This window comes from Cellulomonas sp. (genome assembly GCF_035634735.1).
GTDB lineage: Bacteria > Actinomycetota > Actinomycetes > Actinomycetales > Cellulomonadaceae > Cellulomonas.
Window position 1 is genome coordinate 25,535 of sequence record NZ_DASQCJ010000133.1, and the last position, 16,853, is coordinate 42,387.

At 75.1% G+C, this 16,853-nt stretch carries 14 protein-coding genes, 1 tRNA gene and 1 pseudogene; 7 read left to right on the top strand and 9 right to left on the bottom strand.

Annotation, left to right across the window (positions count from 1 at the left end; genetic code table 11):
- The first annotated feature begins 206 nt into the window (after window positions 1–206).
- The 3 genes from VER05_RS11700 (at window position 207) to VER05_RS11710 (ending at window position 4,067) form a co-directional block, all read left to right on the top strand.
- Window positions 207–1,319, top strand: a complete 1,113-nt coding sequence (locus VER05_RS11700; protein WP_324845529.1) for an ROK family protein — start codon at window positions 207–209, stop codon at window positions 1,317–1,319.
- Window positions 1,312–1,962 carry a D-sedoheptulose-7-phosphate isomerase gene (locus VER05_RS11705; protein ID WP_324845530.1) on the top strand — a complete coding sequence of 217 codons (651 nt, stop codon included), beginning with the start codon at window positions 1,312–1,314 and terminating at the stop codon, window positions 1,960–1,962. The genes VER05_RS11700 and VER05_RS11705 overlap by 8 nt, the downstream gene beginning before the upstream one ends.
- Before the next feature lie 68 nt (window positions 1,963–2,030).
- Entirely contained in the window at window positions 2,031–4,067 is a 2,037-nt protein-coding gene (locus tag VER05_RS11710; protein WP_324845531.1) for a hypothetical protein, read from the top strand.
- Window positions 4,068–4,143: 76 nt separating this feature from the next.
- Here the strand turns inward: VER05_RS11710 and VER05_RS11715 are convergent, their stop codons facing one another.
- The 3 genes from VER05_RS11715 to VER05_RS11725 form a co-directional block, all read right to left on the bottom strand.
- Window positions 4,144–5,118: a carbohydrate ABC transporter permease gene (locus tag VER05_RS11715; protein ID WP_324845532.1), complete on the bottom strand. Its 975-nt coding sequence runs from the start codon at window positions 5,116–5,118 to the stop codon at window positions 4,144–4,146.
- On the bottom strand, window positions 5,118–6,095 hold the full coding sequence (locus tag VER05_RS11720) for a carbohydrate ABC transporter permease (RefSeq protein WP_414647611.1): 978 nt from the start codon (window positions 6,093–6,095) through the stop codon (window positions 5,118–5,120). The genes VER05_RS11715 and VER05_RS11720 overlap by 1 nt, the downstream gene beginning before the upstream one ends.
- Window positions 6,096–6,313: 218 nt before the next feature.
- On the bottom strand, window positions 6,314–7,210 hold the full coding sequence (locus VER05_RS11725) for a Sir2 family NAD-dependent protein deacetylase (RefSeq protein ID WP_324845533.1): 897 nt from the start codon (window positions 7,208–7,210) through the stop codon (window positions 6,314–6,316).
- Between the two features lie 64 nt (window positions 7,211–7,274).
- On the opposite strand from VER05_RS11725, the gene VER05_RS11730 reads away from it, so the two are divergent.
- Window positions 7,275–7,361: transfer RNA gene (locus tag VER05_RS11730), tRNA-Ser, on the top strand.
- 44 nt (window positions 7,362–7,405) lie between these two features.
- Here VER05_RS11730 and VER05_RS11735 read toward each other — a convergent pair.
- The 4 genes and pseudogenes from VER05_RS11735 to VER05_RS11750 form a co-directional block, all read right to left on the bottom strand.
- On the bottom strand, window positions 7,406–8,080 hold the full coding sequence (locus tag VER05_RS11735) for a response regulator transcription factor (RefSeq protein ID WP_324845534.1): 675 nt from the start codon (window positions 8,078–8,080) through the stop codon (window positions 7,406–7,408).
- Window positions 8,056–9,111 carry a sensor histidine kinase gene (locus VER05_RS11740; protein WP_324845535.1) on the bottom strand — a complete coding sequence of 352 codons (1,056 nt, stop codon included), beginning with the start codon at window positions 9,109–9,111 and terminating at the stop codon, window positions 8,056–8,058. The genes VER05_RS11735 and VER05_RS11740 overlap by 25 nt, the downstream gene beginning before the upstream one ends.
- An 83-nt stretch (window positions 9,112–9,194) precedes the next feature.
- The gene (locus VER05_RS11745; RefSeq protein WP_324845536.1) at window positions 9,195–11,225 is read right to left on the bottom strand and encodes a hypothetical protein; all 2,031 of its coding nucleotides are present in this window, start codon (window positions 11,223–11,225) and stop codon (window positions 9,195–9,197) included.
- 292 nt (window positions 11,226–11,517) lie between these two features.
- Window positions 11,518–12,051, bottom strand: a pseudogene (locus tag VER05_RS11750) (sulfurtransferase); the annotation flags it as partial.
- Between the two features lie 96 nt (window positions 12,052–12,147).
- Between VER05_RS11750 and VER05_RS11755 the strand changes: the two are divergent.
- The 3 genes from VER05_RS11755 (at window position 12,148) to VER05_RS11765 (ending at window position 15,250) form a co-directional block, all read left to right on the top strand.
- Window positions 12,148–13,512 (top strand): glycoside hydrolase family 30 protein, encoded by a 1,365-nt coding sequence (locus VER05_RS11755; RefSeq protein ID WP_324845537.1) that lies wholly within the window; start codon window positions 12,148–12,150, stop codon window positions 13,510–13,512.
- A 67-nt stretch (window positions 13,513–13,579) separates the two neighbouring features.
- A complete protein-coding gene (ppk2, locus tag VER05_RS11760) occupies window positions 13,580–14,488 on the top strand; it encodes a polyphosphate kinase 2 (RefSeq protein WP_324845538.1) in 909 nt (302 codons plus the stop codon).
- 54 nt (window positions 14,489–14,542) lie between these two features.
- Entirely contained in the window at window positions 14,543–15,250 is a 708-nt protein-coding gene (locus tag VER05_RS11765) for a VOC family protein (RefSeq protein WP_324845539.1), read from the top strand.
- An 8-nt stretch (window positions 15,251–15,258) separates the two neighbouring features.
- Here the strand turns inward: VER05_RS11765 and yidD are convergent, their stop codons facing one another.
- Window positions 15,259–15,537 (bottom strand): membrane protein insertion efficiency factor YidD, encoded by a 279-nt coding sequence (yidD, locus tag VER05_RS11770; RefSeq protein WP_324845540.1) that lies wholly within the window; start codon window positions 15,535–15,537, stop codon window positions 15,259–15,261.
- A gap of 39 nt (window positions 15,538–15,576) precedes the next feature.
- Complete coding sequence (locus VER05_RS11775; protein WP_324845541.1) at window positions 15,577–16,602, bottom strand: S66 peptidase family protein; 1,026 nt, start codon at window positions 16,600–16,602, stop codon at window positions 15,577–15,579.
- Between the last annotated feature and the right edge of the window lie 251 nt (window positions 16,603–16,853).

Consider the following 16,853-nt stretch of genomic DNA (forward strand, 5'->3'; position numbering starts at 1 on the left):
ACGGGCCAGCCGACCCGGGACCTGGACTCGATCCCACGTCCAGGGATCGTTTCCTCGCGCCGCGCTTGACGCTCTTGCGCGCCCGCTCCTATGCTCGATCTGGAATCGATCCCAGGACGATCCCCCGGCACTGCCGCCGTCGGGGACCCGGGGTCGTCGCGCGCCGCCGCACCCGGCCGCGCGCTCGCCGGGGGTCTGGAGGACGCATGACGACGGACGGCTCGCCCGCGCCCGCGGGCGGCGGCACGGCCACCGGCACGCCGGTCCTCGCGCTCGACATCGGCGGCACCAAGCTCGCCGTCGGCGTGGTCACCCCCGACGGGGCCGTGCACGGGCTGCGTGTCCGGCCGACCCGCCGCGAGGAGGGGCCGGACGCCGTGATCGCGCGGCTGTTCGCCCTGGGGCACGAGGCGGTCGCCGAGGCCGGGCTCGGGCCCGTCGGCGCGGTCGGCATCGCGTGCGGCGGCCCGCTCGACGCGCGCACGGGCGTGCTGCAGTCGCCGCCCCACCTGCCCGGCTGGGACGACATCCCGATCGGCCCGCTGGCGACCGCCGCGTTCGGCGTCCCGTTCGCGCTCGAGAACGACGCCACCGCGGCCGCCGTCGCCGAGCACCGCTACGGCGCCGGGCGGGGGCTCGACAGCCTCGTGTACCTGACCGTGTCGACCGGGGTCGGCGGCGGCGTCGTCCTGGACGGCCGGCTGCACCGCGGGGCGGCCGGCAACGGCGGCGAGCTCGGCCACATCACGGTGCGCCGGGGCGGCCGGGCGTGCTCGTGCGGGCGGCGGGGCTGCATCGAGGCGTACGCGTCCGGGTCGTCGATCGCGGCGCGCGCCGCCGAGGCCCTCGCGGACCCGGTCCCGGGCGAGGCGCCCTCGTCGCTCGCCGGCCTGCCCGCCGTGACCGCGGCCGACGTCAGCGCCGCCGCGGCCGCGGGCGACGCGCTGGCCGCGCGGGTCTGGGCCGAGACCGTCGACCTGCTCGGCAGCGCGGTGTCCGACCTGGTCAACGTCCTCGAGCCCGAGCTGGTCGTGCTCGGCGGGGGCGTGACCCGCTCCGGCGGGATGCTGCTCGACCCGGTGCGCGCGATCGTCGCGCGGGAGGCCATGCCGCCCGCCGCGCGCGCCGCGACCGTGCGGCTCGCCGCGCTCGGGGACGTCGTGTGCGTCGTCGGGGCCGGGGCGATCGCGCTCGACGTGCTGCCCGCCGGGGCCGCGCCCGCCCCGCCCGCCCCGCCCGCTCCCGGGCCCGCGGGCACCACCCCCGCACCCACCCACCCGCCGCACGACCACGCGCCGACGGAGGCCGCTCGTGTCTGACCCCACCGCCCCCATCCTCGCGCCGGCAGCGCCCCCTGCCGCGCCGGCCGCGCCCGCCCCCGCGGCCGACTGGCTGCACGCCCACCTCGCCGCCCACGCGGACGTCGCCGGCGCGATGACCGGCCTCGCCGACCGCATCCGCGCCGCCGGCGAGCTGGTCCGCGACACGTTCGCCCGCGGCGGCACCCTCTACACGTTCGGCAACGGCGGCAGCGCCGCGGACGCGCAGCACCTGACCGGCGAGCTCGTCGGCCACTACAAGCGCGACCGCCGCCCGCTGCCCGCCGTCACGCTGAGCACCGACCCGACGTCCATGACCTGCATCGCGAACGACTACGCCTACGAGGACGTGTTCGCCCGCCAGGTCGAGGCCCTGGCCCGGCCGGGCGACCTCGTCGTCGCGTTCACCACCAGCGGCCGGTCGCCGAACGTGGTGCGCGCGCTGGCGGCCGCGCGCGCGAACGGCGCGACCACCCTCCTGCTCGCCGGCGGCGACGGCGGGCCCGCGCGCGAGCACGCCGACCACCTGCTGCTGGTGCCGTCGGCGGCGACGCCGCGGATCCAGGAGATGCACACCTTGGTGCTCCACGTGATCAGCGAGATGGTGGACGCCTGGGCGGCCGGCGAGCCGCCCGCGGCCTGACCGGCCGCCGACCCGGCGGACCCGGCCGAACCGATCGACGGCCGCACCGCGGCGGAGGGTGGACCCGAGTGGACGAGGGCGTCCTGCTGCGACCGACGGGGTCGCTCCGGCCGGCGGGGCCGGCGTGGTCCGGCGACGACGGCCCCGTGGTGGCAACCGTGCCGCACGTCGTCGAGGTCGTGCTCCCCGACGGCACCGTGCTGCCGGCGCCGCCGACCCCCGCCGGGCCCGGTGCGCTCGCGGGGGAGGCCGGCCCGTTCCGCGCCGTCGCCACCTGGGCGGCCCCGGCCCCCTCGGGTCGCGTCGACGTGCGGCTCGACGTCGAGCACCGCGGCGACGCGCCGACCGAGGCCGGCATCCGGTTCCGGGTGCACCTGCCGCCCGCGCCGGAGGCGCCCTGGTGGCTGGTGCCCGGCGCGTTCTACGGCGAGAACCGGCCGGTCGGCTGCGACCGCCGCTTTCCGCGGTTCGAGGTGGGCGCCGACGACCCCGCCGGCCTGGTCAGCGACCGCTGGGAGCTCCGCGCGGACCGCGCCGCCACCCCGGCGGTGCTCGCCTGGGCCGGCCCGGGCGGCGTCGCGCTGGTCGCCCCGGAGACGACCGCGCTGGGCATGACCGGCCTCGGGCTCGCGCACGACGCCGCCACCGGCGCCGGCAGCGTGCACCTGACCTTCCCGTTCCGGGAGGGGCCGGTGTCGTACGACGGGTCGGCGACGCCGCGGCCCGCCGAGACGACGACCTACCGCTGGGCGGCGGGCGAGCGGGTCACGCTGCGGTTCGCCGTGTACGCGACCGGCCCCGACCGGCACGCCTACGCCCCCGTCCTGCGCGAGGAGCACGAGCGGCTCCGCGCGGGGTCGCCGCTGCGGCCGTGGGTGGGGGTCGCCGAGGCGGCCGACCTGGCCGCCGAGGGGCTGCACCGCTGGCACTACGCCGAGCCGGGCGTCCTGCTGGAGACCGTCGGGTTCGACCGCGAGGTCTCCGGCCGGGACGGGCTGTCCGTCGACCGGCAGGCGATGCACGTCGGCTGGGTCAGCGGCATCCCGTGGGCCTACGCCCTGCTCGCGCACGCGCGCCGCCGGGGCACCGCCGCGGTCGCCGCGGACGCCGCCCGGGTCGTCGACTTCATCTGCGACCACCTGTCGCCCTCGGGCACGTTCTGGGGCGTCTGGTACGCCGAGCACGGCTGGTCGCAGAGCTGGTCGGGCACCCGCGGCGCGCTGCACTCCCGCACGCTCGCGGAGGCGTCGCTGTTCCTGGCGCGGGCGCTCGAGCTGGGCGAGGACGTGCGCGCGGCGCACCCCGGCTGGGTCGCCGCCCTGCGGTCGAACCTCGACGTCGTCGTCCGCCGGCAGCGCCCGGACGGCAACCTCGGCTCCGCCCACCACGCCGAGACGGGCGAGGTGCTGTCCTGGCACGGCGCCGCCGGGCTGACCTGGGTGGCCGCGCTCGCCGAGGCCGAGCGCTGGGACGGGCCCGACGGCGCGGACGGCGCCTACCTCGCGGCCGCGGTGCGGGCCGGGGAGCACTACGCCGGCTTCGTGGACCGCGAGTTCATCCACGGGGCGCCCGAGGACGTCGACCTCGCCCCGACCTCCGAGGACGGGTACGTCGCGGTGATGTCCTACGTCGCGCTGCACCGGCGCACGGGCGACCCGCGGTGGCTCGACCTCGCCCGCCGGGCCGCGGACTGGATGCTGACGTTCCGGTACGCGTACAACACCCGGTTCCCCGAGGGGACGCCGCTGGACGTGTACCGGTTCGCGACCCGGGGCGCCGACAACGCCTCGCCGTCGAACCAGCACCTGCACGCCTACGGCCTGGTCTGCACGCAGGAGCTGGCGGAGCTGTCCGCGGCGACCGGCGACCCGCACTACGCCGACCGCGCCGCGGAGACGCTCTCCTGCTTCCGGCAGCTGGTCGCCCGGTTCGACGGCGACTTCAACGCGTACCGGGGCATGACCTCGGAGCGGTACTACCAGACCGCGTGCTTCCAGCCGAAGGGCATGCTGCTCACGCTGAGCCACGCCTGGACCGGGGGAGCGCTGCTCCTGGCCTGCGAGCAGGCGCTGGCCGACCCGGCGCTGCTGCCCGACCCGGCCTGACCGCGCCGCGCCCCGCCGCCCGCCGCGCACACGAGAGGGGCCGGACCGCGTCGGTCCGGCCCCTCTCGCGCGGGCGTCAGCCCTTGCGGCCCTGGGTCGCCACGCCCTCGATGAAGTACCGCTGCCCGAACGCGAACAGCGCGAGCATCGGCAGCGTCACGAGCAGCGCCGCGACCATCACGTACTGGTAGTCGCCCTGCCCGCCGGCCGTCGGCGAGTACCGGGTCATCGCGTACGCGATGCCGAGCGGCGCCGTGAAGTCCTCCGGGCTGCCCGCGTTCAGGTAGATCAGCGCGGCCTGCAGGTTGTTCCAGGACGCCTGGAACTCGAACAGCAGCACGATGATGAACGACGGCAGCGACAGCGGGAACACGATCCGCCAGTACGTGCGCCACTGGTTCGCCCCGTCGATGCGCGCGGCCTCGAACAGCTCCCGCGGCAGGCCCAGGTAGAACTGCCGCTGCAGGAAGATGTAGAACGCCGACCCGAACAGGTTCGCGCCGAACAGCGGGACCCAGGTGCCGAGGAACCCGAGCTCCTTCCAGATCAGGTAGATCGGGATCATCGTGACCGCGCCGGGCAGCATCATCGTGGCCAGCACGAGCCCGAACAGGAACCCGCGCAGCGGGAACCGGAAGTGCGCGAAGCCCCACGCGACGAGCGACGACGACACCGCGACGGAGACCGCCGCCAGCACCGCGATGCCGACGCTGTTGATCATCCAGTTCCCGAGCGGCAGCTCGTCGAACACGCGGACGTAGTTGCCCCAGTGGAACTCGCTGGGCCACAGCGAGTTGTCGAACACCTGCCCGCGGCCCTTGAGGCTCGCGGCGAGCAGCCAGGCGAACGGGTACAGGAACACCAACGACATCGCGACCAGCGCCGCGATGACGAGGCCGCGCCGGACCCGGCGGCCGGTGCGCCCGCCGGGGCGGCGCTCGTCGAGGGGCGGCCGGTTGGGGTCGATCGGGCGGTCGCCCTGCCCCGCGGCGTCCTCCGGCAGGCCGGGGACCTGGCGGACGGGCGTGCTGGTGGTGCCGGTGCTGGCCATCAGTCCCTGCCCCCCTCGTAGTAGACGAACCGGTTGCCGAACTTCATCTGGATGGCCGTGATCACCATGATGATGAGGAACAGCAGCCAGGCCATGGCGGCGGCGAACCCGAAGTTGAACTGCCGGAACGCCTGCTGGAACAGGTAGATCGCGTAGAACAGCGACGCCTCGGGCGACGCGTTCGACTGGTCGCGCCAGAACAGCAGGTACGCCTGGTCGAAGACCTGGAACGCGGCGATCGACAGCACGATGACGTTGAAGAAGATCGCGCTGGAGATCATCGGCAGCGTGATGTTCCGGAACCGCTGCCACACGCCGGCGCCGTCGAGCTCGGCGACCTCGTAGAGCTCGCGCGGCACGTTCTTGAGCGCCGCGAGGAAGATCACCATCGTGCCGGAGACGCCCCAGAGGGTCATCATCACGATCGACGGCTTGATCCACGCCGGGTCGACCAGCCACTGCGGGCCCTCGATGCCGAAGATCCGCAGGAACTGGTTGATCGCGCCGGTGTTGCCGTTGAGCAGCAGGAAGAAGACCGCCGCCGTCGCGACCGCGGGGGTCATCTTGGGCAGGTAGTAGACCGTCCGGAAGAAGCCGGCGCCGCGGCCCGCCTGGTTGAGCAGCGAGGCGAGGGCGAGCGCGACCAGGATCTCGAGCGGCACGGCGAGCACCGCGTAGAACAGCGTGTTCGCCAGCGACGTCGCGACCCGCGGGTCGGAGAACAGCTGCGCGTAGTTGTCGAGGCCCGCCGGGCGGGCCGTGTTCGTCGCCAGGTTGTAGTGGCTGAACGAGATCACCAGGCTGTAGATCATCGCGCCGGCCGTGAAGACCAGGAACCCGACGATCCACGGCGAGATGAACAGGTACCCCGCCAGCGCCTCGCGCCGGTTGTAGGGCACCTTGGGCGTGCGGCGCTTGCGCGCGGCGCGGGACGAGGGTGCGACGGCCGGAGCGGCGTCGGCTCTCAGCTGCGTCATCGAGGCCTCCAGTCGACCGTGGACGCCGGCGGGAGGCCTGCCCAGCTCCCTCGCCCGACGATGTGGCAACGATGCCACATGCCGCGACTATAGGTGTCGGGTGCGGCCGCCGCAAGGCTCCCGCGGTGCCCGCGGCTGTCCTGCACGGGCGATATGTCCGGAGCGTGGCACGGTCCGGGGTCGGCCGCCTCCCGTGCGGCGGGAGCCGCCCGCGGCGGTCAGAGCCGGTCGGCCAGCTCCGTCAGCGTCTCCGACGCCCCCGCGTCCAGGGTCAGCGTGGCCAGCGGGTCCCCGCGGGTCGCCCCCCGGTTGAGGATGACGACCGGCTTGCCCTCCTCGGCCGCGTGCCGGACGAACCGCAGCCCCGACTGCACCGTCAGCGACGACCCGGCGACCAGCAGCGCGTCCGCCTCGTCGACGAGCGCGTACGCCTCCGCGACCCGCGGTCCGGGCACCGTCTCGCCGAAGTAGACGATGTCCGGCTTGAGCATCCCGCCGCACGGCCCGTCGCCGCCGTCGGGGTCGGGGAGCCAGCAGTCGACGACCCGGAAGTGCGACGTCTGCTCGATGACCGCGTCCGCGTCGGGCGCGATCTCCACGTCGCCGACCGCGCCGACCGACTCGGCGAAGCCGGGGTTGGCCGCCTCCAGCCGCTCGGCCAGCTCGGTGCGCGTCACCGTGCGGTGGCACCGCAGGCAGACCACCCGGTCGTACCGGCCGTGCAGGTCGATGACCCGGCGCGACCCGGCCTGCTCGTGCAGCAGGTCGACGTTCTGCGTGATCACCCCGAGCACGACGCCGTGCGCCTCCATCGACGCGAGCGCGCGGTGCCCGGCGTTCGGGTGCGTGCGGTGCACGTACCGCCAGCCGACGTGGTTCCGCGCCCAGTAGTGCCGGCGGAACCCCGCGTCGCCGACGAACTGCTGGTAGGTCATCGGGTTGCGCGGCGGCGAGTCCGGCGACCGGTAGTCGGGGATGCCGGAGTCGGTCGACAGGCCCGCCCCGGTGAGCACCGTGAGGCGGCTGCCGCGGAGCAGCCGGACCGCGTCGTCGACCGTCCCCGGGTTCGGCCGGACGGCGTCGTGGAGGGGGATCGGCAGGCGCGGGGGTGTCACGTGCACCACGGTACGACTCCCGATGCGGGAGTTCCGCCTCGCATCCGGTACTGTTCTGGCCCGAGGTAGCGTGTCCGAGCGGCCTAAGGAGCACGCCTCGAAAGCGTGTGTGGGTGAAAGTCCACCGTGGGTTCAAATCCCACCGCTACCGCTCGACGAGAGCCCCGCCGGTGTCCGGCGGGGCTCTCGTGCGTCTCAGCCCGCCCGCAGCCCCGCCTCGTGCGCGAGGATCGCGACCTGTGTGCGGTTCTCGACACCGAGCTTCGCCATCGCGCTCGCGACGTAGGACTTCACCGTGGCTGGTGCCAGGAACAGGGCCGTGGCGATCTGGGCGTTGGACCGGCCGCCGGCGAGCCCGGCCGCGACGGCCCGCTCCTGCGGGGTGAGCACCGCGAGCCGGCGGACCGCGGCGGCGCGGTGACCCCGGGCGTCGCCCCCGGCGGCGGCGAGCAGGAGGCGGCTGACGGCGGGCGACAGGGTGACGGTGCCGGCGGCGGCCGCGCGGATGCCGTCGTGCAGCTCCTGCGGGGTGCAGTCCTTGAGCAGGTAGCCGGAGGCGCCGGCCCGGAGGGCGGGCAGGATGTAGTCGTCGGTCAGGTAGCTCGTGAGCACGACCAGGGTGGTGTCGGGCGACGCCCGGCGGATGCCGTCCAGCGCGTCCAGCCCGTCCATCACGGGCATCTGCATGTCGAGCAGCACGACGTCGGGCCGCAGGGCGGTGGCCCGCTCGACCGCCTCCAGCCCGTCGCCCGCCTCGCCGACGACCCGCAGGTCGGGGGCGGCGGCGACCAGCGCCGCGATGCCGGAGCGGAGCAGGGCCTCGTCGTCGACGACCAGGACCCCGATCACCTCGTCGGGCTCGGGAGCCACGCCGCCACCTCCCAGCCGCCGTCGTCGGGGCCGGCCTCGAGCCGGCCGCCGAGCAGCCCCACCCGGCGCCGGAGCGCGTCGAGGCCGTGGCCGCCGCCGCTGAGGCCGGTCGGGCGCCGTGCCGCCGGGCCGTTGGTCACCCGCACCACGAGCGTCCCGTGCTCGTCCGCCGCGTGCACCCGGGTGCGGGCGCCGGGCGCGTGCCGGACCGCGTTGGTCAGGGCCTCGCCGATGACCCGCAGGGCGGTGCCGCCCGCGACGCCGTCGAGGCGCAGGTCGGGCGGGACGTCCACGTCGACGGGCTGGTCCACGGCGCGCGCCTGCGCGACCAGCACGGCGAGGTCGGTGCGCGGTCCGGCGGCCGGCGGGGAGGGGGTTGCGCCGCCGTCGAGGGCCCCGAGCACGGCGCGCATTTCCGCGAGCGCCGACCGGCCGGTGCCGGCGACCCGTCCCGCGAGGCCGACGACCTCGGGGTCGGTGGCGGTGGTGCCGATCAGCCCGGCCTCGATCACGATGTAGCTGAGCCGCTGCGCCACGACGTCGTGCAGCTCGCGGCCGAGGCGCTCGCGCTCCCGCCCGATCGCGGCGTGCTCGCGCTGCTCGGCCTCCTGCGCGCGGGTCCGCTGCAGCCGCCCGGCCAGGTACGCCAGCACCACGAGCACCAGCGCCAGCCACACGGCGCCCGGGCTGAGCGGAGCGGAGCTGACGAGCAGGGCCGGGTAGGCGACGAGCGCCGCCCCGGCGGTCGCCACCGCGCCCCGGACGGCGGACCGGTCCTCAGTCCCGAGCGCGTGCTCCGCGGCGAGGGTCGCGATGGCCGGGGACACGAACGACAGGCCGCCGCACACCACGAGGACGAGCACGGGTGCGCGGCGCCGGAGCAGGACGGCGCCGGCGGCCAGCAGCTGCGCGAGAGCCTCGACGCCCGCCGGGGCCCACCCAGGGCCCTCGCCGGCGCGGAGACCGACCAGGACCAGGCCGACGACGGCGCAGGACGCGGCGACGACCAGATCGGTGCGCGTCACCCGCATCACCCGACGGTAGCGGTCCCGGTCCGGGGCGCGCAGCAGGGCCGCCCGGGTGCGGGCGGCCCTGCGGGTGGTGCGGACGCGCGTCAGCGGGTGGCGGTCGCCCGGCGACGGATCACCAGGCCGGCGGCGCCCGCGGCGACGAGGAGGAACGACACCCCGATCAGCGCGCCGGCGTCGGCACCCGTCCGGGCCAGAGAGGCCGCGCCGATATCGGCGGGGTCGGTCGGGTCGCTCGCCGGGAGCTGCGCGGCGGTCGCGGAGACGGGGGCCACGACCGGGTCGGTCGCGGGCTGGACCGGGCGGGCGGGCTGGGCGGGGTCGGTCGGGCCGACCGGGTCCGTGGGGTCGGTCGGGTCCGTGGGGTCGGTCGGGCCCGTGGGGTCGGTCGGGTCGGCGGGCTCCTGGGTCCGGAGGTCGACGGCGATCCAGTCGCGGCCGACGGTGGGCTGGTCCAGCGAGCCGAGGCCGATCAGGTGGTGCAGCGAGCCGGGGCCCTCGACCCACTGCTGGGTCTCCTCGTCCCACACGCTGTGGTGGTTGTGGTCCTGGCCGACGAAGTAGTCCGGCGTCCCCTGCTGGGTGCCGACCGCGGAGCCCCAGACCTGGAAGGCAGGCAGCGACGCGACGTCCACGCCCGCGGGCACCCGCACGTAGACCAGCTCACCGGGCCGCGCGGTCGTGACCGGCGCGCCCGCGCGGTCCACGAGGGTGACACCGGCCGGCAGCGGGCTGCCGTCGGCCGTCCGCAGCTCGACGTCGACGCTGCCGGCGCCGCCGACCAGCGTCACGGCGAACCCGTACCGGGTCGACCCGTCGGCGTCGGTCGTGTACCCCGCCGGGACGAACCCCGGCTGCGGCGCGACGACGTGGGTGCTCAGCGCGTTCTCGATCAGCCACGCGGCGGCGTGCAGGGTCGGCATCCGGTCCTCGCTGTCGCCCCAGTTCCGGGTCCAGTCGGTGCCGTCGGCGTCCGGGGCGAACTGCTCCAGCGCCTTGTCGGTCAGCTGCACGTGGCCGTCCTCGTCGACCTGGAAGAACAGGCCCATCACGTCGTGACCGGTCGAGAAGTACCAGACCGCGAACTGCGTCGCCTCGTACGCGGCGCGACCCACGGCCCGCTGGTTGTCCTCCCGCTGCATCTGGTCGATCTGGGCGTCGGTGTAGCCCCACGAGCGGATCGCGTCCCGGAGCTCGGGGCTGTAGACGACCTCGGGGACCTCGACGCCGGCGCGCTGGAAGAACGCCAGCGCGTCGTCGGCGCCCTTGTAGCCGTTGAAGACCACGGTCTGCTGGGCGGGACCGTTCTCCCAGTGCATCCCGTCGACGTCCCGGCCGACGGTCGGCAGCTGGACCCAGCTGCCGTTCTCGTCCACCTGCCCGTCGGTCCCCGGGTGGTACCAGGAGTTCATGATGTCGCGGTCGTACACGATCCGCGTGGCCCCGTCGGCGTCCTGCAGCTCGTGGAACAGGAAGTGGATCTGCGGCTGGCCGTTCCAGCCCTCCCAGGCCCGGCCGGACTCGGCGCCGGGCGTCTCGAGGAAGTACCAGTAGTCGCACCCGTTGTCGATCCAGAACTGGTCGAACGCAGGGGCGGTCTCGTCGGCGGCGCGGAGCTGGTCGGCGGCAGCAGCGGTGACGGCGGCCGGCGCGGCGGCGAGGGCGGTGGCCGGGGCGAGAGGGGCGACCGGGGCGTCGGCGACCGGCGCGGCGTCGTCGACCACGTCGGCCTCGCCCGCCTCGGCGGCGACCGGGGCGGGCTCGGCCGGGGTGGGCTCGGCCGGGGCGGGCTCGACCAGCGCGGGGGCCTCGTCGGTGGCGGGCTCGGGCGCGGGGGCCTCGTCGGACCCGGCCGGCGCGGCGTCGGCGGCGGGCTCCGGGAGCGGGGCCACGATCGCGTCGGCCGGGCCGGTCGCCGGGTCGGTGACGGCGGCCTCGGCCTTGGGGGCCGGGGTGGTGACGGTGGTGTCCGGCGCCTCGGCGGCGTGGGCGGCGCCCCCGGCGAACACCCCGGTGACAGCGAGGGCGAGCGTGGTGGCGACGGTGGCGGTGGTGGTGCGGCGGACGTGCATCTCGGTCGGCTCCTCGGGTGCGGTGGACTTTGTGAACACATCCACAATGTCTCCGCGGCCGGGAGGGCCAGTACGGCCGAAGGGACCGACCGGTACGGCCGAAAGAGGGGAGTCGCCCGAGGGGTGGTGCGGTGGCCCCGTCAGCCCACGTGCCCGAGGAGATCCGCTCGACCTGCGGCAGCGTCGCCAGCAGCTCGGGGCGCACGTCCGGGGTCAGGGTAGTGGCGGTCGCCCGGGCGGTGTCGTCGTCGAACCCGCCCGACGCGGTGCCGAACCCGGCCGCCTGCCACGCGGCGAGCCCGCCGTCCAGCACCGAGACGCGGTCGTGGCCGAGCCGGCGCAGCAGCCGCCAGGCCCGCGTCGCCCAGGCGGAACCGACGGTGTCGTAGACGACGACGTGCGTGTCGTCGCCGACGCCGATCGCGCCGAACGCCGCGAGGGCCTCGGGCGCCAGCAGCGTGAACGGGTACGGGCCGGCGGGGTCGGACAGCTCGCCGGTGACGTCGACGAACGCGGCGCCCGGCACGTGGGCGGCGAGGTAGTGCTCGCGCAGCGGTCCGGCGGTGTACGGCTCGCTTCGCCGTGCGTGACCAGCGAGGTGGACGCGTCGGGCACGACCGGGCGATCGGCGGGCGCCTCCAGCGCAGCGGCCAGCGCCTCGGGGCTGACGAGTGCGGGGAGTGCGGGAACCATGAGGTCCTCCTCGGGGCGGGGTCGCGCGCCGGGACGCGGGTGCGCGCTGCTCCGCGACGCTGCGTCCGGCCGCGGCGGGTCCGACGGGCGCGGCCCGGCGGGCGGACGAGTGTGACGGCCGCGGCGTGCGCCGGGGCAATACCGTCCGGTCGGTCGGGAAATCACGGTAGCCTCGCACTACCTAGTAAGCGGTAGGTAGCAGCCCGTCCCGGCGCGCGCCCCTGCCGCGACCCGGGGCCGCCGTGGTCCCCGGGACGACGAAGTGGAGTGTGCGATGCGCATCGCGAGCTGGACCAGCACCACCGAGCACGAGCGCTGGAGCGACCTCGGGACCGTCGAGCCCGGTGCGGTCGACCGGATCCCCGACGTGTTCGTGCAGCTGGACGACGAGCGGCAGGAGATCGAGGGCTTCGGCGCGACGTTCAACGAGCTCGGCTGGACCTCGCTGGCCCACCTGACCGACGAGCAGCGCGCCGAGATCTTCCGCGAGCTGTACGCCCCCGGCGTCGGGGGGAGCTTCACGATCGGCCGGATGCCGATCGGGGCGAACGACTTCGCCCGCGACTACTACTCGTACGACGACGTGCCGGGCGACTTCGACCTCGAGCACTTCAGCATCGCGAACGACCACGAGACCCTCGTGCCGTACATCCGGTCCGCGCTGGAGCACCAGGGGTCGCTGAAGCTGTGGGCGTCGCCCTGGGTGCCGCCGCAGTGGATGAAGACCAACGGGCACTACGCCTCGGTGCAGCCGTGGATCAACGGCGTCGAGAACGGCCTGCGGCCCGACCAGGTCCAGGCCGAGGGCACCGACTCGTTCACGCAGGAGGAGCGGCACCTCGCCACCTACGCGGCGTACTTCGGCAGGTTCGTCGACGCGTACCGCGCGCTCGGCATCGAGATCGGCATGGTCATGCCGCAGAACGAGTTCAACTCCGCGCAGCCGTACCCGAGCTGCACCTGGACCCCGGCCGGCCTGGCCGCGTTCCTCCGGCACCTCGGGCCGCAGATGCGCGAGCGCGGCGTCGAGGTGTTCCTCGGCACCGTCGAGCGGCCCAACGAGGCCCTGGTCGACGAGGTCCTGGCCGACCCGGCCGCCGCCGATGCGGTCACCGGCATCGGCGTGCAGTGGCACGGCAAGTCGATCGTGCCGTTCCTGCGGAAGGACCACCCGGACCTCCGGCTCTACCAGACTGAGCAGGAGTGCGGCGACGGCAAGAACGACTGGCGGTACGCCCGCTACGCGTGGCGCCTGATGCGCGACTTCCTCAACAACGGCGCGAACGCCTACCAGTACTGGAACCTGTCGCTGGAGCGCGGCGGCGTGAGCCGCTGGGGCTGGTCGCAGAACTCGCTCGTGGTCGTCGACCCCGAGACGCGCACCTTCGAGTACACGCACGAGTACCACGTGCTGAAGCACGTCAGCCACTTCGTGCGCCCGGGCGCGCGCCTGGTGCCGACGCTGAGCTACGCCGGCTACGAGAACCAGGTCGCGTTCCGCAACCCCGACGGCTCGCTGGTCGTCGTCATGCAGAACGACACCTCCGAGGAGATGCCGGTGTCGGTGCTCGTCGGCGACCAGGTCGTCTCGCCGGTGCTGCCCGCCGACTCGCTGAACACGTTCGTCCTCGAGGTCTGAGGCTCCCGGGGCAACCGGGCCGGCGGACGCACTGGCGCGCCGGCCCGGGCGCCCCGAGAGTGGTCGCATGACCGTCGTGAACCCGCCTCGCGACCTGCGCGAGTACATCGAGTTCCTCCGCGACAGCGGCTACACGGTGCGGGACGGCCACACGCCCGACCCGGACCTCATCGACCCCGAGGGCAACCCGGTCTGGACGTGGCAGGAGGGGTACCCGTACCCCGACCTGATGGACCGGGACGCCTACGAGCTGGAGAAGTACCGCCTCCAGGTCGAGCTGCTCAAGTTCCAGTACTGGCTCGAGGACAACGACAAGCGGGCGATCGTCCTGTTCGAGGGGCGCGACGCGGCGGGCAAGGGCGGCACGATCAAGCGGTTCACCGAGCACCTCAACCCGCGGACGTCGCGCGTCGTGGCGCTGTCGAAGCCGAGCGACCGCGAGCGCGGTCAGTGGTACTTCCAGCGCTACGTGCAGCACCTGCCGACGGCCGGCGAGATCGTCATGTTCGACCGCTCCTGGTACAACCGCGCCGGCGTCGAGCGCGTGATGGGCTTCTGCACCGACGAGGAGTACCAGGCGTTCATGGCCCAGGCGCCGGTGTTCGAGAAGATGCTCGCCGACTCCGGCATCCACGTGACGAAGCTGTGGTTCTCGGTGTCCCGCAAGGAGCAGCGCACCCGGTTCGCGATCCGCCAGCTGGACCCGGTGCGCCGGTGGAAGCTGTCGCCGATGGACCTGGCCTCGCTGGACCGCTGGGAGGAGTACACCCAGGCCAAGGAGGAGATGTTCCGCCGCACCGACAAGCGGCACGCCCGGTGGACGATCATCCGGTCCAACGACAAGAAGCGGGCGCGCATCAACGCGATGCGGTTCTTCCTCAACCAGTTCGACTACGAGGGCAAGGACCCCGAGGTCGTCGGGCGGCCCGACCCGCTGCTGGTCATCCGCAGCAAGAACGAGCCGGCGGACGAGTAGGGGCGTCGGCAGCGGACGTTGCCGCGGGCGGGCGCCGTCGGGGACCCTGGTCGGATGGCCGGCGAACGGACGTACGCGATCCTGCCCTGCCCCGACGTCGACGACGCGGTCGAGTTCTACGAGGCGCTCGGGTTCCACCCGACGTACCGGCAGCGGCGGCCGAACCCGCACGCGGTCGTGCGGTGCGAGGACATCCAGCTCCACCTCGCGGGCATCGACGGCTTCGACCCCGAGGCGTCCTACGCGAGCGTGATCGTCGTCGTGCCGGACGCGGAGGCGCTCTACCGGCAGTTCGCCGACGGGCTGCGCGCGCACCTCGGGCGGTTGCCGGCCGCCGGCGTCCCGCGCCTCCTGCGGCCGCGGCGCAAGCAGGGCACGACCACGGGCTTCACGGTGGTGGACGTCGGCGGGAACTGGCTCCGGTTCTACCGCGAGGCCGACGTGGGGGAGCCGGAGCCCGCGGCGACCGGGCTGGCGCGCGCCGTCGAGGTCGCCGCGCGGCAGGGCGACGCGCGCGGCGACGACGCGCAGGCGCTCGTGGCTCTCGACGCCGGGCTGACCAGGCACCACGACGCGCCCGCCGACGACCGGGCGCGGGCACTCGCGTACCGCGCGGAGCTGCTCGTCCGGCTGGGGCGAGCCGGGGACGCCGCCGCCGCGCTGGCCGACGCGGAGGGCCTGCCGCTCACGGCCGCCCAGGCGGAGGCCGTCGCGCCGGACCTCGCCCACGCGCGCGAGGTCGTCGCCGGGGCGGGCGGCTGACGTCCCGGTCAGAACCGGAACGGGATCGGGATGCCGCCGCAGCAGCACACCCCGCGCACGTCCGACTGCGCCAGCATCCCCGCGGCCTGGTAGCAGGCGACGAACCGGGCGACGGTCGGCCGGACGCCCCGCAGGACCCCGCGCGCCACGACGGTGCGCCGGATGTCCTCGGAGCAGGACGTCCCGCCGTGCGCGACGCGGTGCGCGCACGAGTAGCCCTTCCGGGGCGAGATGCGGCGCTGGTAGACCCGGATCAGGCGGTCGGCGGCGACGGCGGCGAGGCTCATCGCGTCACGGTAGGCGCGGGCGTTGGGGTCGGCGACCGGTCAGCGCAGCACCTGCGTCAGCACCGACCGGCCGCCGCCGTGCTCCACCGTCGCCAGCGCGCCGTTGACGAGCGCGAGGTGCGGCGGGACGTGCCCGCAGTCGACGTCGGCGAGCACCGGCACGCCCAGGTCGGCGAGGGCGTGCCGGGCGGCCTCGTGCTGCGTCAGCCCGGGGACGTCGGCGCCGCGGGTCCGGCCGAGCAGCACGGCGTTCGCCCCGGCGAAGAAGCCCGCGTACCGCAGGCCCAGGAGCCGGCGGACGACGTCGGTCGCGTCGGCGGCGGCCGCCTCGAGGTAGACGATCGTGCCCTCCGGCGCGTGCGCGGCGACGAAGGCCCCGACGTCGCCGTACGGGGTCCCCGCCAGGTGCGCGACCGTCTCCAGGCAGCCGCCCACGAGCCGACCGGTGACGCGGAGGTCGCCGTCGCCGTCGTCGAGCCGGGTCCAGCCGCCCGGCGCGTCCAGCGGCTCCTCGGTGGCCTCCGGGTCGACCGCGAAGTCCGTGAAGCCCGACGACCGGTACCGCGCGGCGGCGCCCTGGACCAGCGTGGCCCCGGGCTCGGCGCGGACGACGTCGAGCCACGGCAGCATCGGCGCCGGCACCCGGAACGGCGTCGCCATCAGGTTCTGGCCGTGCAGCGTCGCCACGCCGGTCCGGAGCGTCAGCGGCAGCAGCAGCGTGGAGATGTCGGAGTAGCCGACGAACCACGTCGGGTCCGCGGCGAGCGCGTCCCAGTCGAGGCGGTCGAGCAGGTCGAGCGCGATCTCGCCGCCCCAGGGCGGGACGACGGCGCGCACCGCCGGGTCGGTGAGCAGGTCGGTGAGCTCCGCGGCGCGAGCGTCCGCGGACCCGCTGGCGACGCCGTCGCCGTGCACGAGCGGGCCGAGCCGGACGTCGAAGCCGCGGTCGGCGAGGTGCCGCACGGCGACGTCCAGCCGCCGGGCGTGCCGGGCGGCGACGCCCGCGGACGGGGACGCCACCCCGATGACGTCGCCCGGGGCGAGCGGGGGCGGGTACCGGATCATGCGCCGCAGTCTGGCAGTGCACGGGTGCGGGGCCACCCCCTGGTGGCCCCGCGCGCCCCCGGCGTAGCGTCGTCCGTGCCGGAGCACCAGCCGATCGCACGAGAGGTGGAACTGCCGTGAGCATGATGATGGACATGATGAAGTCGATGCCGGCGGGCACGACGGGGATGGACATGACCGCGATGCAGCCCTGCATCGAGGCCTGCTCGGCCGCGGCCATGGCGGCGACCATGTGTGCCGACGCCGATGCC

Excerpts from the sequence above, each read along its gene's own strand:
- ppk2 (WP_324845538.1), top strand. The coding sequence starts at position 13,580 with ATGACCGTCGTGAACCCGCCTCGCGACCTGCGCGAGTACATCGAGTTC.
- VER05_RS11755 (WP_324845537.1), top strand. The coding sequence starts at position 12,148 with ATGCGCATCGCGAGCTGGACCAGCACCACCGAGCACGAGCGCTGGAGC.
- VER05_RS11700 (WP_324845529.1), top strand. The coding sequence starts at position 207 with ATGACGACGGACGGCTCGCCCGCGCCCGCGGGCGGCGGCACGGCCACC.
- VER05_RS11775 (WP_324845541.1), bottom strand. The coding sequence starts at position 16,602 with ATGATCCGGTACCCGCCCCCGCTCGCCCCGGGCGACGTCATCGGGGTG.
- VER05_RS11720 (WP_414647611.1), bottom strand. The coding sequence starts at position 6,095 with ATGACGCAGCTGAGAGCCGACGCCGCTCCGGCCGTCGCACCCTCGTCC.
- yidD (WP_324845540.1), bottom strand. The coding sequence starts at position 15,537 with ATGAGCCTCGCCGCCGTCGCCGCCGACCGCCTGATCCGGGTCTACCAG.
- VER05_RS11740 (WP_324845535.1), bottom strand. The coding sequence starts at position 9,111 with ATGCGGGTGACGCGCACCGATCTGGTCGTCGCCGCGTCCTGCGCCGTC.
- VER05_RS11765 (WP_324845539.1), top strand. The coding sequence starts at position 14,543 with ATGGCCGGCGAACGGACGTACGCGATCCTGCCCTGCCCCGACGTCGAC.
- VER05_RS11715 (WP_324845532.1), bottom strand. The coding sequence starts at position 5,118 with ATGGCCAGCACCGGCACCACCAGCACGCCCGTCCGCCAGGTCCCCGGC.